The sequence below is a fragment of the Mangrovicoccus ximenensis genome (genome assembly GCF_003056725.1).
GTDB classification, from domain to species: Bacteria; Pseudomonadota; Alphaproteobacteria; order Rhodobacterales; family Rhodobacteraceae; genus Mangrovicoccus; species Mangrovicoccus ximenensis.
The window spans coordinates 432,352-457,123 of the sequence record NZ_QBKZ01000004.1 but is presented as its reverse complement, the minus strand read 5'-3'; the positions used below and the strand labels follow the sequence as shown (position 1 = coordinate 457,123).

General features: G+C 68.9%; 20 protein-coding genes and 6 pseudogenes. 15 read left to right on the top strand and 11 right to left on the bottom strand.

Annotation, left to right across the window (positions count from 1 at the left end; genetic code table 11):
- Nucleotides 1-46: 46 nt before the first annotated feature.
- The 6 genes and pseudogenes from C7T91_RS11405 (at nt 47) to C7T91_RS11380 (ending at nt 4,915) form a co-directional block, all read left to right on the top strand.
- Nucleotides 47-745: a chromate transporter gene (locus C7T91_RS11405; RefSeq protein WP_407943287.1), complete on the top strand. Its 699-nt coding sequence runs from the start codon at nt 47-49 to the stop codon at nt 743-745.
- Nucleotides 746-824: 79 nt separating this feature from the next.
- Nucleotides 825-1,298 carry an SspB family protein gene (locus tag C7T91_RS11400; protein ID WP_108259320.1) on the top strand — a complete coding sequence of 158 codons (474 nt, stop codon included), beginning with the start codon at nt 825-827 and terminating at the stop codon, nt 1,296-1,298.
- Nucleotides 1,299-1,437: 139 nt separating this feature from the next.
- Nucleotides 1,438-2,831, top strand: a pseudogene (gene fumC / locus C7T91_RS11395) (class II fumarate hydratase).
- A 93-nt stretch (nt 2,832-2,924) separates the two neighbouring features.
- A complete protein-coding gene (locus C7T91_RS11390) occupies nt 2,925-3,119 on the top strand; it encodes a DUF4169 family protein (RefSeq protein ID WP_108259319.1) in 195 nt (64 codons plus the stop codon).
- 380 nt (nt 3,120-3,499) lie between these two features.
- Nucleotides 3,500-3,727 carry a ribbon-helix-helix domain-containing protein gene (locus C7T91_RS11385; protein WP_108259318.1) on the top strand — a complete coding sequence of 76 codons (228 nt, stop codon included), beginning with the start codon at nt 3,500-3,502 and terminating at the stop codon, nt 3,725-3,727.
- 63 nt (nt 3,728-3,790) lie between these two features.
- Nucleotides 3,791-4,915 carry a hypothetical protein gene (locus tag C7T91_RS11380; protein ID WP_108259317.1) on the top strand — a complete coding sequence of 375 codons (1,125 nt, stop codon included), beginning with the start codon at nt 3,791-3,793 and terminating at the stop codon, nt 4,913-4,915.
- A gap of 219 nt (nt 4,916-5,134) precedes the next feature.
- Here C7T91_RS11380 and pth read toward each other — a convergent pair whose 3' ends face one another.
- Nucleotides 5,135-5,836: an aminoacyl-tRNA hydrolase gene (pth, locus tag C7T91_RS11375; RefSeq protein ID WP_108259316.1), complete on the bottom strand. Its 702-nt coding sequence runs from the start codon at nt 5,834-5,836 to the stop codon at nt 5,135-5,137.
- A gap of 72 nt (nt 5,837-5,908) precedes the next feature.
- Here pth and C7T91_RS11370 point away from each other — a divergent pair, with 72 nt between their 5' ends.
- The 3 genes from C7T91_RS11370 to C7T91_RS11360 all read left to right on the top strand — a co-directional run bounded on the left by C7T91_RS11370 (nt 5,909) and on the right by C7T91_RS11360 (nt 7,874).
- A complete protein-coding gene (locus tag C7T91_RS11370; RefSeq protein ID WP_108259315.1) occupies nt 5,909-6,220 on the top strand; it encodes an antibiotic biosynthesis monooxygenase family protein in 312 nt (103 codons plus the stop codon).
- Nucleotides 6,221-6,347: 127 nt separating this feature from the next.
- The gene (locus tag C7T91_RS35430) at nt 6,348-6,539 is read left to right on the top strand and encodes an SIP domain-containing protein (protein ID WP_330848838.1); all 192 of its coding nucleotides are present in this window, start codon (nt 6,348-6,350) and stop codon (nt 6,537-6,539) included.
- Nucleotides 6,540-6,629: 90 nt separating this feature from the next.
- Nucleotides 6,630-7,874 carry a substrate-binding periplasmic protein gene (locus C7T91_RS11360; RefSeq protein ID WP_108259313.1) on the top strand — a complete coding sequence of 415 codons (1,245 nt, stop codon included), beginning with the start codon at nt 6,630-6,632 and terminating at the stop codon, nt 7,872-7,874.
- A gap of 75 nt (nt 7,875-7,949) precedes the next feature.
- Here the strand turns inward: C7T91_RS11360 and C7T91_RS11350 are convergent, their stop codons facing one another.
- Nucleotides 7,950-8,780 (bottom strand): sulfite exporter TauE/SafE family protein, encoded by an 831-nt coding sequence (locus tag C7T91_RS11350; RefSeq protein WP_108259312.1) that lies wholly within the window; start codon nt 8,778-8,780, stop codon nt 7,950-7,952.
- Between the two features lie 241 nt (nt 8,781-9,021).
- Entirely contained in the window at nt 9,022-9,981 is a 960-nt protein-coding gene (locus tag C7T91_RS11345) for a LysR family transcriptional regulator (RefSeq protein ID WP_108259311.1), read from the bottom strand.
- A gap of 449 nt (nt 9,982-10,430) precedes the next feature.
- Between C7T91_RS11345 and C7T91_RS11340 the strand changes: the two genes are divergently transcribed.
- The 6 genes and pseudogenes from C7T91_RS11340 (at nt 10,431) to cobM (ending at nt 15,458) form a co-directional block, all read left to right on the top strand.
- Nucleotides 10,431-11,804, top strand: a complete 1,374-nt coding sequence (locus tag C7T91_RS11340; protein WP_108259310.1) for a Rieske 2Fe-2S domain-containing protein — start codon at nt 10,431-10,433, stop codon at nt 11,802-11,804.
- 11 nt (nt 11,805-11,815) lie between these two features.
- Nucleotides 11,816-12,322, top strand: coding sequence for a benzoate 1,2-dioxygenase small subunit (gene benB, locus C7T91_RS11335; protein WP_108259309.1), 507 nt, complete (start codon nt 11,816-11,818; stop codon nt 12,320-12,322).
- A gap of 26 nt (nt 12,323-12,348) precedes the next feature.
- Nucleotides 12,349-13,368 (top strand): benzoate 1,2-dioxygenase electron transfer component BenC, encoded by a 1,020-nt coding sequence (gene benC, locus C7T91_RS11330; protein ID WP_108259308.1) that lies wholly within the window; start codon nt 12,349-12,351, stop codon nt 13,366-13,368.
- A pseudogene (locus C7T91_RS11325) lies at nt 13,365-14,084 on the top strand (1,6-dihydroxycyclohexa-2,4-diene-1-carboxylate dehydrogenase); the annotation flags it as partial. The gene benC and the pseudogene C7T91_RS11325, both read left to right, overlap by 4 nt.
- Before the next feature lie 55 nt (nt 14,085-14,139).
- A pseudogene (locus C7T91_RS11320) lies at nt 14,140-14,697 on the top strand (SAM-dependent methyltransferase); the annotation flags it as partial.
- Nucleotides 14,694-15,458: a precorrin-4 C(11)-methyltransferase gene (gene cobM / locus C7T91_RS11315; RefSeq protein ID WP_108259305.1), complete on the top strand. Its 765-nt coding sequence runs from the start codon at nt 14,694-14,696 to the stop codon at nt 15,456-15,458. The pseudogene C7T91_RS11320 and the gene cobM, both read left to right, overlap by 4 nt.
- A gap of 266 nt (nt 15,459-15,724) precedes the next feature.
- Here cobM and C7T91_RS35425 read toward each other — a convergent pair whose 3' ends face one another.
- From C7T91_RS35425 to ftsL, 8 genes and pseudogenes are all read right to left on the bottom strand, one after another.
- On the bottom strand, nt 15,725-16,423 hold the full coding sequence (locus C7T91_RS35425; protein WP_161555854.1) for a DUF2156 domain-containing protein: 699 nt from the start codon (nt 16,421-16,423) through the stop codon (nt 15,725-15,727).
- A gap of 220 nt (nt 16,424-16,643) precedes the next feature.
- Nucleotides 16,644-17,252, bottom strand: a pseudogene (locus tag C7T91_RS35420) (FGGY family carbohydrate kinase); the annotation flags it as partial.
- Complete coding sequence (locus C7T91_RS33505; protein ID WP_269101191.1) at nt 17,194-18,516, bottom strand: Na/Pi cotransporter family protein; 1,323 nt, start codon at nt 18,514-18,516, stop codon at nt 17,194-17,196. The pseudogene C7T91_RS35420 and the gene C7T91_RS33505, both read right to left, overlap by 59 nt.
- A gap of 94 nt (nt 18,517-18,610) precedes the next feature.
- Nucleotides 18,611-19,438: pseudogene (locus tag C7T91_RS35415) on the bottom strand (OpgC family protein); the annotation flags it as partial.
- 392 nt (nt 19,439-19,830) lie between these two features.
- A pseudogene (locus C7T91_RS11295) lies at nt 19,831-21,075 on the bottom strand (UDP-N-acetylmuramoyl-tripeptide--D-alanyl-D-alanine ligase); the annotation flags it as partial.
- Nucleotides 21,072-22,565, bottom strand: coding sequence for a UDP-N-acetylmuramoyl-L-alanyl-D-glutamate--2,6-diaminopimelate ligase (locus C7T91_RS11290; protein WP_108259302.1), 1,494 nt, complete (start codon nt 22,563-22,565; stop codon nt 21,072-21,074). The pseudogene C7T91_RS11295 and the gene C7T91_RS11290, both read right to left, overlap by 4 nt.
- A gap of 9 nt (nt 22,566-22,574) precedes the next feature.
- Nucleotides 22,575-24,392 carry a peptidoglycan D,D-transpeptidase FtsI family protein gene (locus tag C7T91_RS11285; RefSeq protein WP_236638168.1) on the bottom strand — a complete coding sequence of 606 codons (1,818 nt, stop codon included), beginning with the start codon at nt 24,390-24,392 and terminating at the stop codon, nt 22,575-22,577.
- On the bottom strand, nt 24,389-24,760 hold the full coding sequence (gene ftsL / locus C7T91_RS11280; RefSeq protein ID WP_201742067.1) for a cell division protein FtsL: 372 nt from the start codon (nt 24,758-24,760) through the stop codon (nt 24,389-24,391). The genes C7T91_RS11285 and ftsL overlap by 4 nt, the downstream gene beginning before the upstream one ends.
- Between the last annotated feature and the right edge of the window lie 12 nt (nt 24,761-24,772).

Genomic DNA, 24,772 nt, shown 5'->3' with positions numbered 1-24,772 from the left:
CACCGCTCCACGATCTGCCGGGAGCGAGGCCCGCCCCGCCCCCTCGGTGACCGGCACGCGGACGCTCGGCACGCTGGCGCTCTGGGGCGGGCTCTGGGCGCTGCCGGTGGCGCTGGCCTGGGCGATGGGCTGGACGCTGCTGACCGATGTCGCGCTGTTTTTCTCGAAGCTCGCGGTGGTCACCTTCGGCGGCGCCTATGCGGTGCTGGCCTACATGGCGCAGGAGGTCGTGCAGCAGCATGGCTGGATCAGCGCCGCGCAGATGATGGACGGTCTCGGCCTCGCCGAGACCACGCCGGGCCCGCTGATCCTGGTGACGCAGTTCGTCGCGATGCTGGCGGGCGGCAATGCCGGCGGCTGGGGACTGGCGCTGGCGGCCGGGGCGATGGCGCTCTGGGTGACCTTCGTGCCCTGCTTCCTGTGGATCTTCGCCGGCGCGCCCTATGTCGAGGCAATCTCGGGGCGGCCGCGGCTCGCCGGCGCGCTTGCCGCAATTTCGGCGGCGGTCTGCGGCGTGATCCTGAACCTGTCGCTCTGGTTCGCGCTGCATGTCTTCTTCGGCAGCCTCGAAACCGCCGCCATCGGCCCCGCGCGGATCCTGCTGCCCGATCCCGGCAGCTTCCGCCCGCTTTCCGTCGCGCTTGCTTTTTGCGCGGGCTTGCTCATGCTGGTCGGGAAGATTCCGATCGGTCCGGTCCTGGCCCTGTCGGCAGCCATCGCAGCGGTTCCGGCCCTCCTCGGCTGAAGTTGCGGCAATTCGCGCGATCCGCCCCTTTTCAATCGCCGCGGCATTCGGTTAGACGGGTAAGAAAGCGAGAGACACCATGGCCCGCACCATCGACTACGGAAACATGATGCACCGCGCGATGCGCGGACTGATCCGGCAGGTTCTCGGCGATGTCGCCGAACACGGACTGCCGGGAGAGCACCATTTCTTCATCACCTTCGACACCAAATGCGAGGGCGTCGAAGTCGCCGATTGGCTGCTCGATCTCTATCCGTCGGAGATGACGATCGTGATCCAGCACTGGTACGACAACCTGGAGGTGGACGAGGACGGGTTCCGCATCACGCTGAATTTCGGCGACCAGCCCGAAGAGCTGGCCATCCCCTACACGGCGATCCGCACCTTCGTGGACCCCTCGGTCGAATTCGGCCTGCGCTTCGAGACCACCGAAGTGGATGAGGACGAGGATGACGACGAGGACGCGCCGATGGCCGAGGACGTCGAGTCCGAGCCCGAGGACAAGCCGCGCGGCGATGCCGAAGTCGTCAGCCTCGACAGCTTCCGCAAGTGAGCCCGCCCGGTTCAGGCGCTAACATCGCGACATCCTCCTAGACAGCGCATTTCATGCGGCAATTCGGTGCTGCGCGGCGATTGCATACGTCGGCATGCAGCGCTATTCCGCTTGCGACGCATGAAACGGAGGATGTCTCATGACCGCGACCCGCACCGAGACCGACAGCTTCGGTCCGCTCGAAGTTCCCGCAGACAAGTACTGGGGCGCCCAGACCCAGCGTTCGATCATGAACTTCCCGATCGGCTGGGAAAAGCAGCCGGTGCCGATCATCCGTGCGCTCGGCGTGGTCAAGCAGGCCTGTGCGATGGCCAACAAGGAACTGGGCGCGATGGAGCCGAAGATCGCCGACGCGATCATCGCGGCCGCGGGCGAGGTCATCGAAGGCAAGTTCGACGACAACTTCCCGCTGGTCGTGTGGCAGACCGGTTCGGGCACCCAGTCGAACATGAACGCCAACGAGGTGATCTCGAACCGCGCGATCGAGATGCTCGGCGGGCAGATGGCCTCGAAGTCGCCGGTCCACCCGAACGACCACTGCAACATGGGCCAGTCCTCGAACGACACCTTCCCGACCGCGATGCATGTCGCCATCGCCATGCAGGCGCGCGACGTGCTGCTGCCGGGGCTGAAGAAGCTGCATGACGCGCTCGAAGCCAAGTCGGTCGAGTTCAAGGACATCATCAAGATCGGCCGGACCCACACCCAGGACGCCACCCCGCTGACGCTGGGCCAGGAATTCTCGGGCTACACCCACCAGGTCAAGAAGGGCATGGAGCGCGTCGAAGCCTGCCTCGGCGACATCTACGAACTGGCGCAGGGCGGCACCGCCGTCGGCACCGGCCTGAACACGAAAAAGGGCTGGGCCGAGATGGTCGCGAAGAACATGGCCGACATCACCGGCCTGCCCTTCGTCACCGCGCCGAACAAGTTCGAGGCGCTGGCCGCGCATGACGCCATGGTCATGTTCTCGGGCGCGCTGAAGACCGTCGCCGCGTCGCTGTTCAAGATCGCCAACGACATGCGCCTGCTGGGCTCGGGCCCGCGCTCGGGTCTCGGCGAGCTGATCCTGCCGGAGAACGAGCCGGGCTCCTCGATCATGCCGGGCAAGGTCAACCCGACTCAGGCCGAGGCGCTGACCATGGTCTGCGCGCATGTCATGGGCAATGACGCGGCCGTCGGCTTCGCAGGCTCGCAGGGCCATTTCGAGCTGAACGTCTACAACCCGATGATGTCCTACAACGTGCTGCAGTCGATGCAGCTGCTGGGCATTCGGCCTCGGCATTCACCGACAACATGGTGGTCGGCACCCAGGCCAACACGGCGCGGATCGACAAGCTGATGAAGGAATCGCTGATGCTGGTGACGGCGCTGGCACCGACCATCGGCTACGACAACGCCACCAAGGTCGCCAAGACCGCGCACAAGAACGGCACCACGCTGAAGGAAGAGGCCATCGCGCTCGGCTTCGTCGACGAGGCGACCTTCGACGCGGTTGTCCGTCCCGAGCAGATGATCGGCCCGAAGGACTGACCTTCGCCGACGGAAACCGGGGGGCGCGGCAGTGTTGCCGCGCCCCTTTGCGTACCGTGCTATCCTGTCCGCCACAGCACACCGGAGACCGCCATGGCCGACAAGCCGATCAGCCTTTCGAAATTCCGCAAGACCCGCCAGCGCGAGGAGGCCCGGAAACAAGCCGACGGAAACGCGGCGAAGTTCGGGCGCAGCAAGGCCGAGAAGCTCCGGGACCGCCAGGACGCCGAGCGCAGCCAGCGCCATCTCGACGGCCATCGCCGCGACGGCGACCCGGAAGGCGAGTGATTCGCACTTCCGCACGGCAGGGTTGCAGCAACAATTGCGCCTCCGGGCAGTGAATTCGCCACGAAATCATTAATTTTTAACCAGTTAGAAAGGTTTGGCTTAAAGATCGGATTAAATTTACATTATATGCCTGACGTCGGGAAAAAGTGATTGACGCAACGCAGAAGCTGCCGACCGCAGCTCCGGCTTGTCGGAAAGACATCTTCCGGATGCCGCAGGAGCCGGGTCCGGTGTTCGGCGGCGGCCGAAGAAATTGGCCAATTCGGAGTCGCGCTCCGGCCCTCGTGAGCCGAGCGGGGCTGCGTGCAGGAAACTGGCCAATTCAGGTCCCCGGCGTGTTCAGGCCAGGACAGGGCGCGGCCCAAGGAGACATTTGACGTATGAGTAGCCGTCCCAAGAAACACTCGCTGACCCTCAAGGGGCACAGGACAAGCGTCTCGCTCGAAGACGATTTCTGGTCCGCCTTCCAGGAGATCGCGGCAGAACGGCGCCAGCCCGTCAACGCCCTGGCGGCCGAGATCGACGAAGGCCGCGGCAACCAGATGGGGCTCGCCTCGGCCCTCCGGCTGTTCATCCTGCGCCACTACCGGGAGCGCGCCGGGAAATAACGCCCTTGCAACAGGGCCGGAAACTTGCTGAACCCCGGAGGCGAAGCTGTCCGGAACCAAGCAATGCCAGATCCTCTCTGTCTCGTTCTCGCCGGTGCGGTCCTGCCCGAGGCGTCGGAATTCCGCCGCAGGCATGTGCGCAAGCCGCAGCGGCAGAGCGCACATTACCTCGAACGCTATGACCGGCGGACGCTGTTCTATGACTGCGTCTATCACGAGGCAGAGGGGGAATACCTGTTCACCGCGCCGCGCTTCCTCAATCTCTGGCCGGAATTCCGCGACCGGCTGCGGCTCGACGGCGAACCGGTCAAGGGACTCAGCCGCCGCTGGTCGGCGAAATACGAGCAGGTGGCGATCAAGGCGCCGCGCGGCACGGTCTCGCTCGACTGGCCGGGCGGCTGGCGCATCGCGCCGCGGCCGGACATCTCGGACCGCTTTGCCGGGCTGAACGCCGTGGTGACGATGAACCGCGACAACGATCTGGGCTGGATCCGGCAATGGCTGGCCCATCTGGTCGAAGTGCACGGGCTGGAGGCCGCGCTGGTCTATGACAACGGCTCCACCGCCTACACGCCTGCCCGGCTGGCCGCGGAAATCGCCGCCGTTCCCGGGCTGAAGGCGTCCGCCGTGCTGGTCGCGGATTACCCCTACGGCCCGCGCGATTCCGGCAAGGGCTTCGAAGTGAGGCCGAAATTCCTGCAGCCCGCGCTGATGAACCTCGCGCGCACAGACGTGCTGCGCAAGGCGCGCGCCGTGCTCAATGCGGATATCGACGAGATCGTCCTGAAGCGCGGCGCGCAGACCGTTTTCGAGGCGACGCTGGCAAGCCGCCTCGGCGCGGTCCGCCTGCCCGGCAGCTGGGCCTACCCGGCCGAAACCGATCCCGCGCCCTGCCCGCACCGCTTCAATGTCTGGCGCGCCCCGACCGAGAAGCGGTCCAACCCGAAATGGTGCGCCGTGCCCGACGGCCTGCTCAGCCGGGCCGGCTGGTTCGTCCACCATGTCGGCGGCGAGCTGTTCCGGCTGCTGGCGCCGCGCGAGGATCTGGCCTTCATCCATTGCCGCGGCACCTCGACCGGCTGGAAGGGCACGCGGTTCTCGCCGGTGCCGGGGCTGCAGCGCGATCCCGAGCTGGAAGCGCTGATGGCGGCGCATTTCCCCGCAACCGGCGGCGGGACGGATCAATGACCGCCGCCATGGCCGGAAAGGGCGCCGCGGCGTCCGGAACCGGCCATGCAGGGATGTCCCCGTCGGCAATCCTCCCCGGATATCCAGTCTCCCGTGGCCCTGCCCCGGCGCAGCGCGGGGCCTGGCTCTCTGAGGAGACGGGCACCTCCGCCGCAATCCGGGACTGCTCCCGCGGCTTGCCGACGGCACCGGCCCTGCAGGCCCGGGCAGTCGGTGCAATTACATGGACACGCGGCGCGACATCACCGGAGCCCGGCGGACCGGCGGGCAGGCCCGGCCTGCATAGCCCCAAACACGCCGCGCAGGCGTCTTCGGCGCCTTCTTTCCGGGCTTGCCGCCGCCGCCCGAGCGCGGCGGCGCGGTGCGCAGCGCCACGGCGTTCATGAACTTCGCGCCATAGCCCTTGGCCAGCCCCGGCGCGCCGTCCGAGCAGCCGCGGACCACGTTGTCGAGCCACTCTTCCTCGGCCTTGGCGAAATCCGACAGCACATAGCCCGAGACCTTGTCCTTGTGCCCCGGATGGCCGATCCCCAGCCGCACCCGGTCATACTCCGCGCCGATATGCTGATGGATCGAGCGCAGCCCGTTATGCCCGGCATGTCCGCCGCCGGTCTTGGTGCGCACCTTGCCGGGCGCGAGGTCCAGCTCGTCATGGAACACCACGATATGGGAGGGCGGGATCTTGTAGAAGCGCGCGGCTTCGCCGACCGACTGGCCGGAGAGGTTCATGAAGGTCTGGGGCTTCAGGAGGATGACCTTCTCGCCGCCCAGGACGGCCTCGGTCACTTCGGCCTGGAATTTCGACCGCCAGGGCGCCGCGCCGTGATCCGAGGCGATCCGGTCGAGAACCATGAAGCCGATATTGTGGCGGTTCTGGGCGTATTTCGCGCCGGGATTGCCGAGGCCGACGAAGAGACGCATGGCATTGCTCCTGCTTGACGTTCGAGGACGTAATGCCCTGATACGGGACGGAAGGCCAGAAGGAGACAGGCAATGTATCTGACCATGAACCGCTTCAAGGTGAAGCTCGGCCAGGAGGAGGCCTTCGAGACGGTCTGGAAGAGCCGCGACAGCCACCTGAAGGAGGTGCCGGGCTTCGTCGAGTTCCACCTGATGAAGGGCGCCGAGAAGGAAGGCTACCGGCTCTATGCCTCGCACACGATGTGGGAGAGCGAGGAGGCCTTCCTGAACTGGACGAAATCCGAGGCCTTCCGCAAGGCGCATTCGGGGGCGCGCTCGAGCGCGGACATCTATCTGGGGCCGCCGGAGCTGGAAATTTTCGATTCGATCCAGTCGGTGCGCTGAGCCGGAGGGCCTAGCCGCGCTCGCTGCCCGCTGCGGTGCTCCGGCGCCGCAGCAGCCCGGCGAGGCTGGCCGAAAGCGCGAAGATCGCCGCGGCGGTCGCCACGATGGCGCCGCCGACCCGGCGCCGCTGCTCGAGGCGCTGAAGGCGCTGGAGCTGCCCGCGGGCAAGGGCTTCATCTGGATCGCCGCCGAGGCCGGGGTGGCGCGGGCACTGAAGCAATACGTGCTCGGGGAGCTCGGCCATCCGGGCGCCTGGATGAAGGCCGCGGGCTATTGGACGGCGGGCCAGTCCGACGCCGCCGACAAGGCGCTCGACTGAGCCCCGGCCGGGAACAGGCGGCGGGCGGTTACCAATTGAACACCAAGCCGGTGCTATGGATCCCGGGTAATTCCCCGGAAGATAGCGCCGTTGAACCGCCTGATCGCCGCCCTGTCCTGCCTCCTCCTCTGGGTCCTCGCGCCTGCCGCGGGGGCCCAGCAGAGGCTCAGCGTGCCTTGGGTCGACTGGCCGGGCGCCTATGAAAAGGACGAGCACGGCAAGCTGACGGGCTTCTACGCCGAACTTGCCCGCGCCGTCGCCGAAGAAGCCGGGTTCGAACTGATCTTCGTCGAATTCGCCTCGCCCAAGGCCGCGCTCGTCGCGCAGCGCACCGGCGTCACCGACCTTCTGGCCGGCCCGCCGGAGCTTCCGATCCTCGACACCAACATCGCCTCGGACCCGGTCGGCGAGACCGCGGTCTATCTCTTCGTGCCGGAACGCGAGGGGCCGGCGCCGACCATCGAGGACATGCGCGGCCGCCGGATCGGCGTGATCGGCGAAACCGACGGCGCCGATCTGGGCCATCTCGGCGGCCGCGCCGGCGAAGTCGTGGCCTTCACCGATGCGCGCGACGCCTTTGGCGCGCTGATCATGGGCAAGATCGACGGCGTCGTGACCGCCTACAAGATGGCGACCGACCTGCTGCGCCAGACCCGGCTGGACTACCGGGTGCGGACCGTGGACCCGGCACTGCGCAGCGACGACCTGCACGTGATGCTGTCGCCGCGGCGCGCTGCCCTGGCACCGAAGGTGAATGCCGCCATCGCCGCACTGAGCGAAAGCGGCAAGCTCGCCCGGCTGCTGGAGCACTGGAACATCCGCCGCCCCGCAGCCGTGCCGCCGGTCCTTACCGTGGGGGTCACCCATTTCCCGCCCTACCAGGTCGTGCGCGGCGACGGCACCGTGACCGGCTACGGGGTCGAGGCGCTGCGCCAGCTGGCCGACCGGGCCGGGCTGCGGCTGCATTTCACGCCGATTTCCTCGGATGACTGGGCGCGCGGCCCCTCCGGCGGCAGCTACGACCTGCTGCCGCCGCTGAGCATCACCGAAAGCAAGCAGGAGGTGATGGATTTCACCATCCCGCTGCAGCAGTCGCCCTATTCCATCTTCGTGCGCAAGGGCGAAGGCCAGGGCATCGCCGGGCTCGGCGACCTCGCCGGGATGCGCGTCGCCATCGCCGCCAACAGCTGGGCGCGCCAGCATGTCGGGCCGGATCCGCCCTTCGACATGGTCATCGCCGAGGGCGGCGACGCGCTGCTCGACGCGCTGCTCGGCGGGCAGGCGGATGCCGGCCCTTGCGCAGCCCGTCGAAGTCGCGCGCGACCAGCGCGTTGACCGCATGGTCGACCGCCTCGACCCGGGCGATGCAGGCCTCGGCCAGTTCCGCGGCAGAGAGCGACTTGCGGGCGATCAGGCGGCGGGCCTCGGCGGCGCCGAACTCGGCGGGATCGGTGGGGGTCGTTGGGGCCACTGGAAACGTCTCCTTCGGAAGAGGGCATTGCGCAGCATGTTGAGCGCCGCGAGGATGATGAACAGGGCGAAGACCTTGCGCAGCTTTGCCGCGGGCAGCACATGGGTCAGCCGGGCGCCGAGCGGCACCGTGAGAAAGGTCATGGCGGTGATCGCCGCGAAGGCCGGCACCGTGCCATCGGCGGGCGCGGCCAGCAGGCAGGGCACGGCGGCAGGAAGCGATATCAGCAGCCCGAAGCCCGCGGAGGCGGCGATCGCCCGGTTCACCGGCGTGCCGCCGCCGATGCCCGTCATCGCGCAGACAAAGCCCATCGCGCCGGAATAGGGCACATGAACCTGCGGGCCGGGAAGGCTGCCGGCAATCCGCCATTTGGGGTTGCCGGCCAGCATGCAGCCCCCGACCAGTGCCGCAAGCGTGCCGAAGACCAGCATCGGCGTGCCGGATTTCAGCGAGGTCGCCGTGACCACGCCGAGGACGGCGCCCGCCGCCAACCCCGGCGCCCAGCCCCGCAGGATGCCGAGCTGGACGGCGCCATGGCGGTGATGCGGCCAGACCGAGCGGATCGAAGGGGCCGCGATTGCCGCCGTGGAGGCGCCGACGCAAAGCTGCATGATGGCGGCGTCCGACACCTCGAAGCCGCGGAAGATGATCATCGGCACCGGAATGAGGAAGATGCCGCCGCCGATGCCCAGCAGCCCCGGCAGGATGCCGGCGAAGGCGCCGGTTGCGAGAAGCAGGACGGGGAAGGCAGCCGGCGAAGGGTCGAACATGGGAGGGGCCGTGTCATGGACGTTCGGCGCTGCTCCTAGCACTCAATTGAACGTTGTTCAATTGTCGAGCCGTGCGCGCGTCGGCCTCCGCGGCGCGCAGGCCCGCTCTTGCGGCCGGACGGGAAACGGGGCGTGCCGGGCAGCCGGCCCCCAAGGCCCGGGCAGCGACCTGGCGCTGATCGCGCTGGCCGCGGAACGCTTCGCCGCCGCTCCGGCGCTGGCCTGAGCCGCAGGGGCGGCGTCACTCCGCCGCTCCGCCTTCCGGATCGGGATCGCCGCGCACCGACAGGTTGTGCTCGGCGGTCAGCCAGGGCGGGTTCTCGGCATACATCTCGTCGATCAGGTCCTTGACCATGGCGATGTAGTCCGAACTGTCCGAGGCACGGTGACTCAGCACCACCGGCGAGGTCGCCCGTGCGCCTTCGAGGATGCGGTAGCGGATATCGGCGCGCAGCCGCCGCGCCGAGGACGGCACGATGCAGAGCCCGACCTCCGCCGCGACCAGACCCAGCGCGGTCTGCAGCTCGCTGACCTCCTCGAGCTCGCAGGGCCGCACGTCATGGCCGTGCAGAAGCCGCAGCACATGGTCGGCATAGCTCGGCCGCGGCTCCTTCGGATAGACGATCAGCTTGGTCCCCGCCAGCGCCCGCACCGGCAGCGGCGCGTCGCTGGCCGCCAGCGGGTCGCCCTGCGGGATGGCGACGGCCAGCCGTTCCTCGCGCAGCACGATGCCGGTCACCGCCGGATCGCTGTGGCGCAGCCGCCCGAAGCCGAGATCGATCCGCCCCTCCTTCAGCGCGTGGATCTGGTGCAGCGAGACCATCTCGACCAGCCGGATGTCGAGCCCCGGCGCGGCATGGCGCATCTTGCGCACCAGCGACGGCAGCCCGCCATAGAGCGTCGAGGGCACGAAGCCGATCTTGACCACTCTGTTCTGGTTGCGGCCGACGCGGCGGGTGGCCTCGGCCATCTGCTCGACCCGGCCAAGCACCTGCAGCGCCTGCTCCTGGAACAGGCGCCCCGCATCGGTCAGCCGCAGCGGCCGCGAACCGCGCAGGATCAGCGTGGTGCCAAGCTCCTCCTCCAGCATCTGGATCTGCCGGCTCAAGGGCGGCTGGGCGATGTTCAGAGTCTCGGCCGCACGGGTGAAATTGCGCTCTTCGGCCACCGCCACGAAATACCGGATCTGCCGCAGGTCCATGCCACCCCCCTTTTCCGCACGCCGGATGCATATTTTCCAGGGTATGCTGCGCCGCAAAAACGCCTGAATCAAGGGGCATTTTCCGCCTTCCATACCTTAAAGGTATAGTATTCCACTGAAACGGTCTTGGACAACTCCGGCCCTCCGGCGCAACGTGGCGCTGCAAGGCCGTTCCGCCCGCCATCGGCGGAGGCACGGCAGAGGAGGACCGGACCCGGCGGTGCCCCTGGAGGGGGGCGCGCCCGCAAGGAGCCGGAAGGCGCATGACACAGGAGGAGCCAGCCATGCGTGCCAGCGAACAGATCCGTCCGGTCCCCCGGACCGCCATGCCGCGCATCCGCATCCCCGCCAGCGCCGCCTGACCCGCGCGCCGCCCGGCGCGCCCCCTTTCCATTGACATCCATCAGACCGGAACCGTGCCGCAAGGCAGGTCCCGGAAGGAGACCCGCATGTCCGCAAGCATCGACAAGGCCCGCGAGCTGGGCGAGATCCTCGACAACGCCGTAGAGGACGACAAGGAGGCGGGCGTCTTCCGCTGCCGCCGCGACATCTTCACCAACGAGGCGCTGTTCGAGCTGGAGATGACCCATATCTTCGAGAAGGGCTGGGTCTATCTCGCGCATGAAAGCCAGGTGCCGGAGCCGAACGACTACTACACCACCCATATCGGGCGGCAGCCGGTGATCGTCACCCGCGACAAGAAGGGCGAGCTGCACGCCGTCATCAATGCCTGCGCGCACAAGGGCGCGATGCTCTGCCGCCGCAAGCACGGCAACAAGGGCAGCTTCACCTGTCCGTTCCACGGCTGGACCTTCTCGAACGCGGGCAAGCTACTGAAGGTGAAGGACCAGAAGACCACGCAGTATCCGGAGCAGTTCAACAAGGACGGCTCGCATGACCTGACCCGCGTGGCGCGCTTCGGCAACTACCGCGGCTTCCTCTTCGGCAGCCTGTCGGCGGATGTCGAGCCGCTGGAAGACTATCTCGGCGAGACCAAGGTGATCATCGACCAGATCGTCGACCAGGCGCCCGAAGGGATCGAGGTGCTGCGCGGCAACTCCTCCTACATCTATGACGGCAACTGGAAGCTGCAGATGGAGAACGGCTGCGACGGCTATCACGTCAGCTCGGTCCACTGGAACTATGCCGCCACCATGGGCCGCCGCAAGGAAGAGGGCACCAAGGCGGTGGATGCGAACGGCTGGAGCAAGTCGGTCGCGGGCGTCTACGGCTTCGAGAACGGCCATATCATGCTCTGGACCAACTCGATGAACCCCGAGGTGCGCCCGGTCTGGAACCGCCGCGACGACCTGATCGAGCGCTACGGCGAGACCCGCGCGGATTACATCACCCGCCAGACCCGCAACCTCTGCCTCTATCCCAACGTGTTCCTGATGGACCAGTTCTCCACCCAGATCCGCGTCACCCGGCCAATCAGCGTCGACCAGACCGAAATCACCATCTTCTGCTTCGCGCCGAAGGGCGAGAGCGCCGAGGACCGCGCGACCCGCATCCGCCAATACGAGGACTTCTTCAACGTCTCGGGCATGGGCACTTCCGACGACCTCGAAGAATTCCGCGCCTGCCAGCAGGGCTATGCCGGCATATCGGCCAAGTGGAACGACATGTCCCGCGGCGCGCCCCTGTGGATCGACGGGCCGGACGCGAACGCCAAGGGCATGGGCCTGAACCCGACCCTTTCGGGCGAGCGCAGCGAGGACGAGGGGCTGTTCGTGCGCCAGCACGCCCATTGGGTCGAGACCATGAAGAAGGCGCTGGCCGAGGAAACCGCCGGTTCCGCAACCGCGCTGGCCGCCGAATAAGGAGAGATCCGATGACCATCACGCACCGCCCCGCCCTTTCCCTCGACGCGATCTGCGCCTTCCTCTACCGCGAGGCGCGGCTGCTCGACGACCGGCAATGGGACGACTGGCTGACCTGCTATTCCGAGGATTGCAGCTACTGGATGCCGGCCTGGGACGATGACGACCAGATCACCGAGGACCCGCAGTCGCAGATCTCGCTGATCTACTATCCCGACCGCGGCGGGCTCGAGGACCGGGTGTTCCGGATCAAGACCGAGCGTTCCGGCGCCTCGACGCCGGAACCGCGCACCAGCCACACCGTGGCGAACGTGGAAATCGTCGAGGACCGCGGCGAGGAGATCGACCTGCGCTACAACTTCCAGACGCTGAACCACCGCTACAAGGTCACGGACACGTTCTTCGGCACCATCTTCGCCACGATCCGCGTCACCGCCGACGGCCCGCTGATCTGCGCCAAGAAGATCGTGCTGAAGAACGACTACATCCGCCAGGTCATCGACGTCTACCACGTCTGATCCCCACCCCAGCAAAGGAGACGCGCATGGCCTACCGCATCGCGCTGAATTTCGAGGACGGGGTGACCCGGTTCGTCGAGGCAAACGAAGGGGAGACGGTGCTCGACGCCGCCTTCCGCCAGAAGGTCAACCTGCCGATGGACTGCTCCGACGGGGTCTGCGGCACCTGCAAGTGCCGCGCCGAGAGCGGCAGCTTCGAGATGGGCGACGACTATATCGACGAGGCCCTGACCGAGGACGAGGCCGAGGACGGCCTGGTGCTGACCTGCCAGATGGTGGCGGAAAGCGACTGCGTGTTGTCGGTGCCGGTGTCGTCCACCGCCTGCAAGATCGCGCCGCAGGGCTTCGAGGCCACGGTCGCAGTGATCGAGCCCCATGCCGATGCCGCCGTCGTTCTGGAACTGGATGCGGAGGCCGCGCCCGATTTCCTGCCGGGACAATACGTCAATATCGACGTGCCGGGCTCCGGTCTTGCGCGCAGCTATTCCTTCAGCTCGGCGCCGGGCGAGGGACGGATGCAGTTCCTGATCAAGAAGATCCCGGACGGCGTGATGGGCACCTGGCTGTCGCGCGCCAAGGCGGGCGACGTCCTGAACGTGACGGGCCCGATGGGCAGCTTCTACCTGCGCGGCGACGCGCGCCCGCTGCTGTTCCTCGCCGGCGGCACCGGTCTCGCGCCCTTCCTGTCGATGCTCGAGGTGCTGGCGCGCCAGGGCTCGCAGCAGCGCATCCACCTCGTCTACGGCGTCACCCGCGATCTCGACCTGGTGCTGGTCGAACAGCTTGAGGCCTATGGCGCGCGGCTGCCGGGCTTCACCTTCGCCACCGTCGTCGCCGAGGACAGTTCCACCCATGCGCGCAAGGGCTGGGTCACGCAGCACATGCCGCAGGAGATGCTGACGGCCGGCGAATTCGACGCCTATCTCTGCGGCCCGCCGCCGATGGTGGACGCGGTGCGCGGCTGGTTTGCCGAGACCGCCGTCGCGCCCGCGAGCTTCCATTACGAGAAGTTCACGCCCAATGCCGTGCTGAAGGCCACCGCATGACCGCGCCCTTCGCCCCCCCGAAACCCGCTCCGGCCTTTGAAGGCCGGTTCGCGGGCAAGGCGATGGTGATCACCGGCGCCGCGCAGGGCATCGGCCGCGAGGTGGCGCTGCGCGCCGCCCGCGAGGGCGGACGGGTGCTTTTCGTCGACCGCGCGGAGTTCGTGGCCGAAGTCGCAGCAGAGGCGGGGCCGGAGGCCCGCGCCTTCGAAGCCGATCTGGAGACGCATGAAGGGGCTGCGGCGGCGATGGCCTTTGCCGCGGAGGAATTCGGCGGGATCGAAATCCTGATCAACAATGTCGGCGGCGCGATCCGGATGCGGCCCTTCGCCGAATTCGAGCCCGCCCAGATCGAGGCCGAGATCCGCCGCTCGCTGATGCCGACGCTGAACTGCTGCCACGCCGTGCTGCCGCATCTCTTCGCCCGCGGGCGCGGCACCATAGTCAATGTCAGCTCGAACGCCACCCGCGGCATCCACCGCGTGCCCTATTCCGCCGCGAAAGGCGGCGTGAACGCGATCACCCAGTCGCTGGCGATGGAGCTGGCGCCCCGCAACATCCGCGTCGTCGCCACCGCCCCCGGCGGCACCGAGGCGCCGGCCCGCCGTATCCCCCGCAACGCGGCAGGCGACAACGCGGCCGAACAGGCCTGGATGGCCGAAGTGGTCGACCAGGTGACGGACTCGGCGCTGATGAAGCGCTACGGCACGCTCGCCGAACAGGTCGCGCCGATCCTTTTCCTGGCCTCCGACGAGGCCTCCTACATCACCGGCTCTCTACGCGATGGGCGCGCTGGTCATGGAGCTGATCGACCGTCCCGAGGCGGAGCACGGCGTCTCCGCCGCGGCGCGCCGGGTGGAGATCGTCAACTGCCCGGGCGTCTCGGCGCTGCAGGCGGCCTCGGCGCGGGCAGGCGCGCTGCTCGGCCATGACTTCTGCACGATCTCGCTGTCGGACCTGCTGACCCCGCGCGAGGCGATCACCCGGCGGATCAAGGCGGCGGCCGAGGGCGATTTCGTCATCGCCTTCTACAATCCGGTCTCGATGCGCCGCCGCACGCTTCTGGCCGAGGCGCGCGACACGCTGCTGCAGCACCGTCCGGCGGACACGCCGGTCCTGCTGGCCTCGCATCTCGGCCGCCCGGACGAAAGCCTGCGGCTGCGGCGGCTGGCCGATCTGCAGGTCGACGAGGTCGACATGCTGACCGTCGTGCTGGTCGGTGCCTCGACGAGCCGCACGGTGCTGTCGGGCGACCGTTCGAAAGGCGCGGACGGGCACTGGATCTACACGCCGCGCGGCTACGCGAAGAAACACCAGGAGGCAGCGGAATGACCGTCTATTTCATCGGCGCGGGGCCGGGCGATCCCGACCTGATCACCGTCAAGGGGCAGCGGCTGATCGCCTCCTGTCCGGTCTGCCTCTATGCCGGGTCGCTGGTGCCGCCCGCCGTGGTCGCGGGCGCGCCCGAGGGCGCGAAGGTCATGGACACGGCGCCCATGCATCTCGACGAGATCCTGGCCGAGATCGTCGCGGCACATGGCCGGGGCGAGGACGTGGCGCGGGTCCATTCCGGCGACCCGTCGCTCTACGGCGCGATTGCCGAGCAGATCCGGCGGCTGCGCGCCGAGGGCATCCCCTTCGAGATCGTGCCCGGCGTTCCCGCCTATGCGGCGGCGGCGGCGGCGATGGGGCAGGAGCTGACCGTGCCGGAACAGGCGCAGACGGTGATCCTGACCCGGACCTCGATGCAGTCGACCGGCATGCCCGAACACGAAGATCTGGCGACGCTGGGGCAGAGCCGCGCGACGCTGGCGATCCACCTGTCGATCCGCAACCTGCTGCATATCGAGCGCGAGCTGGCGCCGCTCTACGGCGCGGACTGCCCGGTGGTCGTCGCCTACCGCGTCGGCTGGCCGGACCAGGCCTTCCTGCGGGGCACGCTGTCGGACATCCGCGCCAAGGTGCGCGCGGCGAAGCTGACCCGGACCGCGCTGGTCTTCGTCGGCCGGGTCTTCGAGGAGACGGACTTCCCCGACAGCGCGCTTTACGACGCCGCCAAGCCGCATGTGCTGCGCAAGGTGGAGAAGGCCTGAATGGCCGAGGCGCCGCTCCGCACCGGCTTCACCACCGGCGCCTGCGCCAATCAGCCACTTACGCGTCTAGCTGTCGAACTAGGGGGGCACCGTGCCTCGGGTCTTCCGAAGAGCCGTGATCCTGCCATGAGCGGCCGTCTCGAGGTCGCACCGGGCGGGGGCAACTGCGATGCTTCAGGCCGCAAGAGAGCCTCCGCCGCGTTGGTCCGCACGGGCACGAAGGGGGGCGCCGCAACCTGCGCACCGGCCGCCGCGGCAGGGTTGCGTCAGCGCCCGAGCCGTCTGCTGCGGCCGTCCTGCGGGTCGCGGAACGGTTCGGGATGGGCGATGGCGCGGGCGATCTCGGCGCCCGAACGCAGCAGTTTCCAGCGCGACGGGGCCGTGATGTAGAGAGGTTCCCAATTGGGATCGAACATCGCCTTGAACCGCGCCAGCCCCAGCCCGCCGGTCCGTCCGGACAGCCGCTTCTGCAGCCGGGTGACCGGTCCGTCCGCCTGCGCGGGGTCGCTGCCGTCGCCCTGGAAGGGAGCGGCGGCGAGCGACAGGCGCGGAATGCCCAAGGTTTTCGCATCCATCAGCGCAGCGTGGATCAGCCCGTGCGCCGTGCCGTCGGCGGCGTCCGTGGCTGGTCGCATCAGGTCCAGCGTCCATTCCCCGGCGGAGGCGTGGAAGGAGACGAAGCCGCAGAGCTCGGTGCCCTGCCAGGCCAGGTAGATGCGCTGATGCGCCAGGATCGACGGATGGAACCGGCCCATCGAGAAACCGCGCTCGCCGCCATGCGCGTCGGCCCAGCCGGCATTGATCCGCGCCATCTGCGCCAGCGGCAGCGCGGACGGATCGGCGGGCAGGAATTCGAGCCCCTCCTTCTCGGCATGGCGCACCTTCCGCCGCAGCTGCCGCCGCGAGCGCGCGCCGAGGTCGTAATCCGCCGGGACAAGCCAGGCCTCGCGCGCGACCTGCAGCACTGGCGCCGCCGATCTGCCAGGCGACAGTCGGCAGCAGCCCGGACTCCGTCTCGGCGGACGGCAGGTCCTCGGCCAGCGCCAGCGCGAAAGCGCCGGTGCCGAAGGTGATCTTGGCATCGCCCGGCGCGCGGCAGCCATGGCCGTAAAGCGCCGCCTGCTGATCGACGACCGCCGCCGTCACCGGCATGCCGCCGATCTTGCCGTAATCCGCGACCGTGGGCCGGATCGGCGGCAGGCACTCCATCGGCACGCCGAAAAGCGCGCAAAGCTCCGGGTCCCACTGGCCGGTCGCAAGCGACATCAGCGAGGTCCGCGAGGCGGTGGTGATGTCGGTCGCCGCCGCGCCGGTGAGGGTCTGCAGGAAGAAGGCATCAGTCGTCCCGAGCCGCAGCCGCCCGGCGCGATGCGCCGCCTGGACCTCCGCGGACGTCTCCAACAGCCAGCCGAGCTTCGAGGCGGAGAAATACGGATCGAGCGGCAGCCCGGCGCGGGCGCGGACGAGGGCCTCGTGCTCTGCCATCTCCGCCAGCCGCGCCTCTGTGCGGCGGTCCTGCCAGACGATCACCGGCGACAGCGCTGCGCCGGTCACCGCATCCCAGGCCAGGCAGCTTTCGCCCTGGTTCGACAGGGCGATGGCATCGACCGGCCCGGCCGCGTCAAGCACGGCACGCAGATTGGCGAGCAGCTCGGCCGGATCATGTTCGACCCGGTCGGCGGCGGGAAAATGCTGCGCGTGGCGGACCGCATGGACGATCTCCGTGCGGCCCGTTTCATCTGCCACCAACCCGCGGGTCGAGGTCGTGCCCTGGTCGAGCGCAAGGATCCGCATGGTTCAGCCCTCCCGGTCCAGCCGGACGGTCAGCGCCTCCGGCAGCACGTCCAGCGCCGGCACATCGAGACGCAGCGGCTTTTCCGGCGCGGCAGTGACGCTGGCAGCGGCGATCTCGCGGCCCGAGGGCTCGGCCAGCACCAGCCGTCCCTTGGCCGCGCCCTCGGCGCGCAGGTTCGCCCGAGGCAGGCGGGATCGCATCGGTGAAGCGGCGCAGCTCGGCCAGCGCCTCGGCAATGGCGCGCAGACGGTCGCCGTCTCCGCGATCGGGCCCGCGATGGTCCAGCCGTTCCGCGACATGAAGGAACTGGGCCGCGCTGACCGCTTCCAAGGCCGAGACCGCGGCATCGGCTGCCGCATCCGGATCGCGCAGCATTTCCCGGCCGAGGCTGCCGGTCAGGCCCGGCACCGGATCGCGGATCACCGCGGTGACGGCGCGGGCGAAGGCACCGGTGAAGGGCAGGACCAGAAGCACGCCGAGGATGTTGAAGCCGGTATGGAAAGCGACCAGCGCGATCTGGCTGTCGGTGCCGCGCGCCGACATCGCGGCGGCGAAGGGGCCGAGCATCGCGAAGGCCAGGAGCCCGGTCAGGCCATTGTAGATGACATGCGAAAACCCGGTGCGCCGCGCCGCGGTCGAGCCGCCCAGCGTCGCGAGAACCGCGGTGAAGGTGGTGCCGACATCCATGCCGATCACCAGCGCCATGCCCTGCGGCAGGCTGATCGCCCCCGCCCCGATCGCCGCCAGCGCCGCCGCCACCCCGGCGCTCGAGGATTGCGTGACCACGGTGATCGCCGCGCCCGCCGCCACCAGCTGCAGCCGCCCGGCGAGGCTGTCCTGCGGGAAATCCTGCGGCGTGACCACGCCCTCGAAGGCGGCGAGGCTGTCCTTCATCACCTCGATGCCGAAGAAGATCAGCGCGAAGCCCGCCAGCGCCGTGCCGATCTGCGGGCGCAGCACGCCGCCCGAAAGCCGCAGGAGCGCGCCGAGAAAGACCAGCGGCAGCGTGACCGCGCCCAGATCCAGCTTGAAGCCCAGGATGGTGACCAGCCAGCCGGTCATGGTGGTGCCGATATTGGCCCCGAAGATGATGCCGAGCGCCTGCGGAAAGGTCAGCAGCCCGGCGCTGACGAAGCCGACCGCAGTCACGGTCGTGGCGCTGGAGGACTGGATCAGCGCGGTCGTCGCGGCGCCGGTGACCGCGCCCGAAAGCGGCGTCGAGGTGAAGCGCGCCAGTGCCCGGCGCAGCCCCGGCCCGGCCAGGCTGCGCAGACGGCCAGCCCTCGCCCCGCGGCAGCAGCCGCACGCCGCGCTCGCCGGCCAGCCGCCAGGCCAGATAGGCCAGCGCCAGGAAGTGGAGATAGCGGAACAGGCCGAAATTCGACTTGAAGATCAGCGGGTCGATGGCGGCGCGCACCGGCACGGTCGCCTCGTGCAGCCAGAGCCGCAGCTGCTGGAAGCCGGTCATCTCGGCGGCGGGAATGTCGGGCAGCAGCCGCCCCCAGTGATAGGCCGGGATCACCGTGAGCAGCACGACCCCTGCCGCTGCCCAGGCCAGGGCCCGGCTGGCCGGGGGCTTCGGCAGCCAGCCCGCCATGAAGGCGAAGCCGGTGAAGAAGATCAGCTGCCAGCCGAAAGGGTTGAAGAACCAGACCCGCTCGGACCAGGGCTCGGCCGGAAGGCCGGGGAAGCCGGTCTGCGCCGCCGCCCACATCGCCAGCACCGCCGCCGCTGCGAGGCCGGGATGCACCCGCTTCAGCGCCACCACCGCGGGCATCATCGCCAGCGCGACCAGGTACATCGGCAGGATGTCGAAATAGTTCGGCACATAGGTCAGCGTCAGATAGGCCGGCAGGGTCATCTGTGGGTCGCGGAAGAACGGGTGCAGGTTCAGCGTTGCGATGTAGTCCGTCTCGAACCAGCCGGTATTGTCGAGCCCGGCCAGCGTCGCCGCCAGCGCGATGAAGAGCCCGACATGCGCCCAGTAGACCTGCCACAGCCGGTAGCCGACCCGCAGCGATCCCAGCCCCAGCCCGCGCCGCTCGAACACCCGGCCGAAGGCGATGGCCGAGGCCATGCCCGAGCAGAACACGAAGATCTCGGTGGCGTCGGACCAGCCGAAGCGTGCCGGGCTCCACAGGGCCCAGGTGTTGTTCGGCGTATGGGCGATCAGGATGATGAACATCGCGAGGCCGCGGAAGAAGTCCAGCCGGAGGTCGCGTCCTCCGGCCAGGGCGGCATGGCGCGCGTGAAGGGATGTCGTGTCCGGTTTCCCGGAGGACGCCGCGGAGGGCGACAGGTGCAGCATGGGCAGGTACTTCGGAAGCCTCCGGCAGGAGCGCCGGGCGGTGATGATGACGGGCTATCGAGCCGCAGCGGATCGGACGGATCGCCGCATTTGCATGATACGCGACATCCTGCCGGCGGCAAAGGAATCTTCGGTGCCGCCGCGCAGGGCGCGCCTTTCGCGCAGCATCGCCTCGGCGCGCTCGGGCCGTCCGGCGCGCAGGGCGGCATCGATGGTGATGCGCTCGAACACGTCGCGCTGCGCATGGCTGCCGCCGATCGTCTGCATGCGCGCTTCGCTCCGGGAAGGGCTGCATCGAGCGCCGCCATGCGGGGGCCGACGCAGACCACGCCGTCGATCGCGGAGAGGGCCGGATGCGCGGCCAGCGCGGCATGGATCTCGGTTTCCTGCGGCCCCAGCTCCAGCATGTCGCCGAGCACCGCGATGCGGCGACCGCCCGGCCCCGGCGAGGTCGCGGCCAGCACTTCGAAAGCGGCGCCGACCGAGGTCGGGTTGGCGTTGTAGGCATCGTCGAGGAGCGTCACCGCCCCCTGCTCCAGCAGCACGGACTCGGAGGTGCCGCGCCCGGCCGGCGGCAGCCAGCTGCCCATGTCGGCGGCAGCCTTTGCCACATCGAGCCCGAGCGCCTGCGCCACGGCCAGAACCGCGACCGCATTCATCGCGAAATGGCGGCCCGGCATCGACAGGTGCATCTCGTAGCGGGTCCCGTCGAGCTCGGCGGCGATGTCGGTGCCGCCGCCGGAGAGCAGCGTCTCGGCCAGCCGCGCGCGGGTGCCGTCATGTCCGAACAGAACCGGCTCCGCCCCCGCCTCGATCGCGACCTTCTGCAGCAGCGCGGTAGATTCCAGGTCGGCATTGATCACTGCCGTGCCGCCCAGCCGCAGCCCGGTGAAGATCGCCGCCTTCTCGCGGGCGATGCCGTCGACGCTGTCGAAGGCTTCCAGATGGACCGCGGCGACGGTGGTGATCACGGCGATGTCCAGATCGGCGAGCCGGGCCAGCGGGCCGATCTCGCCGGGATGGTTCATGCCGATCTCGATCACCGCGAAATCGGCGTCCTGCGGCATCCGCGCCAGCGTCAGCGGCACGCCCCAATGGTTGTTGAAGCTCTTCTCGGCGGCATGGACCCTGCCCTGCCGCGACAGCACGTGGCGCAGCATCTCCTTGGTCGAGGTCTTGCCGACCGAGCCGGTCACGCCGACGACCTTGGCGCGGGTCCGCGCGCGGGCCGCCTTTGCCAGCGCTTCGAGCGCCGGAAGGACATCGGGCACGATCAGCAGCGGCGCATCCTCGGCCACGCCCTCGGGACGGCGCGACACCAGCGCGGCACCCGCGCCCTTCTCCAGCGCCTGGGCCACGAAATCATGCCCGTCGCGCTGGTCCTTGAGCGCGATGAACATCTCGCCGGGGCGGATCGAGCGGGTGTCGATCGACAGGCCCGAGACCGCGAAGGCACGGGTTGCGGTGCCGCCGGTCGCCGCGGCGGCGTCTTCATGCGTCCAGATCGGTGTCACGGCAGCTTTCCTTCCAGCGCGGCCACGGCAACGCTTGCCTGTTCCGCATCGTCGAACGGATAGACCGTGTCGCCGACGGTCTGCCCGGTTTCATGGCCCTTGCCGGCGATCAGCAGGGCATCGCCCGGACCGATCGCATCGACGCCGCGCAGGATCGCCTCGGCCCGGTCGCCGATGTTCATCGCATCGGGGCAGCCCTTCATCACCATCGCGCGGATCACCGCCGGCTCCTCGCTGCGCGGGTTGTCGTCAGTGACGATCACCGTGTCTGCATGGCGCGCCGCCGCCTCGCCCATCAGCTCGCGCTTCGCGGTGTCGCGGTCGCCGCCCGCGCCCAGCACCACCACCAGGTTGCCCAGCACATGCGGGCGCAGCGCCTTCAGCGCGGTCGCCACCGCATCGGGGGTATGGGCGTAATCGACGAAGACCGTGCCGCCATTGCCTCGGGTCGCGGCATGCTGCATCCGGCCGCGCACGGTCCTGAGCCGCGGCAGCACCTCGAAGACCTCGCCCGGCTCCTCGCCCGCGGCGATCGCCAGGCCGACGGCGCAGAGCACGTTCGAGGCCTGGAAGCCGCCGATCAGGTTCAGACGGGTCTGATAGGGCTGCCCCTGCCAGTTGAAGCGCAGATCCTGCCCGGTTGCATCGTAGCGCTGGCCGGTGATCCGGAGCTCGGCCGCCTCGGAATGGCCGATGCCGATCACCTCCTGGCCGCGGCTCTCGGCCAGCTCGGCCATGTCGAGCCCGCGCGGATCGTCGATATTGATCACCGCCACGCCGTCATCGCCGAGGAGGCGGCCGAAGAGCCCGGCCTTGGCCTCGAAATAGGCCTCGAAGGTGTGGTGGTAGTCCAGATGGTCCTGGGTGAAGTTGGTGAAGCCCGCCGCGGCCAGCCGCACGCCGTCGAGGCGGCGCTGGTCGAGCCCGTGGGACGAGGCCTCCATCGCCAGATGGGTGACCCCTTCGGCAGCCATCGCGGCCAGGTGGCGGTGGATGGTCAGCGCATCGGGCGTGGTGTGCTGCAGCGGCGCGGCATAGGCGCCCTCGATCCCGGTGGTGCCGAGATTGACCGCGCTGCGCCCGAGCTGTTCCCAGATCTGGCGGGTGAAGGTGGCGACCGACGTCTTGCCGTTGGTCCCGGTCACCGCCACCGCCGTTTCCGGCTGGGCGCCGAACCACAGCGCCGCCGCCGCCGAGAGCGCCTCGCGCGGGTCCTCGGTCACGATCAGCGCGGCCTCCGAGGCGTCGAGCGCCTGCTTCGCGATGCGAGCGCCCGCGGGGTCGGTCAGCACCGCCGCCACGCCCTGGGCCAGCACCGCCGGAATGAATTCCGCGCCATGCACCTTCGAGCCCCGCAGGGCGGCGAAAAGATGCCCCTCGCCTGCCTTGCGGCTGTCCAGCGCGATGCCGGTGATTCGCGCCTCCTGTCCGCCCTTGGCGTGCAGGCCCAGTTCTGCCAGCGACTTAACCTGCGAGGTGTTGGCGGTCATGGCGGCCCCTCAATTGCTGTTGCGGGCTTCTCGTATCCCAGTTGCCGCAGGCTCTTCAATTGCCGGCCGCATGTCCAGCAGGGGCGCGACACGGCGGATCAGTTCGGCGGCAACCGGCACAACCGTCCAGCCGGCGGTGCGCCGTTCCATGCCCGCCGCGAAGACCTTCGCCTCGTCGAGCGTCGTGATTACAACGTATTTCGGGTCATAGGAGGGGAAGACCGAAGCGAAGGTGACCATGTTGCGGTTCTTGTAGTAGCCGCCGCCGGGACGCGGCTTGTCCGCGGTGCCGGTCTTGCCTGCGACGTAGTATCCCGGCACTTCGGCCATCGAGGCGGTGCCGTCGGTGACCACCGCGCGCAGCATCTCGCGCGACTCGCGCGAGGTCTGCTCGCTGACCACGCGCTCGCCCCGGGGCACGATGCCCTGGTGCTTCAGCAGCGTCGGAGTGACCTTGGTGCCGCCGTTCAGCAGCGAGGCATAGGCCGTGGCCAGATGCATCGGGCTCGAGGACATGCCGTGGCCGAAGGAGATGGTCATCCCCGCGAGATCGCCCCAGACCTTGGGCAGCAGCGGACGCCCGGTCGGCGCCTCGACCAGCTCCACCGGGGTCGGCTCGAAGAAGCCGAGCTTGCCGAGGAATTCCTTCTGCCGGGTCGGGCCGATCATCTGCGCGATATGCGCGGTGCCGACGTTCGACGAGACCTCGATCACCTCGCGCACCGTCTTGGTCGGACCGTAATTGTGGAAATCGCCGATCTTGAAGCGGCCGTAGATCAGCGGGCTCTGCGTGTCGATCCGGGTCTCGGGCGTCACCAGCCCCAGCTCCAGCGCATTGGCGGTCGCGAAGATCTTGAAGACCGAGCCCAGCTCGTAGACGCCCAGAACGGCCCGGTTGAACAGCGGGCTGTCCGAGGGATCGCCCTTCAGCGCCGGGCGCGGCCGCCGGTTCGGGTCGAAATCGGGCAGCGAGACCATGCTGACGATCTCGCCGCTATGCATGTCCATGATGATCGCGGAGCCGCCCTTGGCCTCGTAGAGGTCGATCCCCGCCTGCAGCACCTTGCGCGCCGCCGCCTGCACCGTCAGGTCGATCGACAGCTGCAGCGGCTCGGCCACCTGCGCGGGGTCGCGCAGCCGCTCGTCCATCGCCTTCTCGATCCCGGCAACGCCGATCACCTCGGCCGCGCGCACGCCCTCGTCGCCGAAGCTCGCGCCGCCCAGCACATGGGCCGCCAGATGGCCGTTCGGATAGAGCCGCATGTCGCGGGTCGCGAACAGAAGTCCCGGATCGCCGATGTCATGGACGGCCTGCACCTCCTCGGGCGACAGCGTCCGGCGCAGCCAGACGAATTTCCGGCCCTCCTGGCTCAGCCGCGCCAGGAGCCGCTCGCGGTCCATGTCGGGGAAAATCCGGACCAGCTCGTCCACCGCATAGGGGATGTCGATCATGTCCTGCGGATGGGCATAGAGCGCCTGGGTATGCAGGTTGGTCGCCAGCACCCGGCCCTTGCGGTCGACGATGTCGGCCCGCGCGCTGGTGATGGTCGAGCCGAACAGCGCCATGCGCGGCTCTTCGGGGACCGAAGTCGCAAGCTGCCCCATGCGCAGCCCCACCGTGCCGAAGACGGCGAGGAAGAACAGGCCCAGCACCAGAAGGCGGCCTTCGGCGCGGATCTTCAGCTTCTCGCGGATCGCGTCATGGCGGCGGATGCGGTTGGCGCGCTCGATCAAGTCGGGGTTCTCGCCCCGCTCGCGGGCGCGCAGCACCGGCGCCAGCGGGCGCAGCGGACGGCGCGGGCTCTCGTCTTCGGGCAGATCGGTCACGGGCGGTCCTCCTCTGCGGGCGCGGCATCCTGCGGCAGCGGCTGGCCGGGCAGCACGGCGGGCACCGAGGACAGGTAGGGCCGCGCCGGATAGGCCACCTGGTCGAGCACGCCGAACCGGTCGGGCGACATGTCCGACAGCTGCAGTTCGGCGGCATTGGCATCGACCAGCAGCCGCAGCCGCTCGGGCCGGTTCTGCCAGGCCCATTCGGCACGCAGCATGGTCAGCTCGTCGCGCAGATGCATGATTTCCCGCTGGGTCACGCGGACCTGGTCCATCGCGTCGCGGGTGCGGTAGTTTTCCTGGTACGCCCAGAAGCCGAGGCCGAGCACGGCCAGTCCGAGCAGGAAACCGATCAGCGTCTTCATGTGAAATCCTCG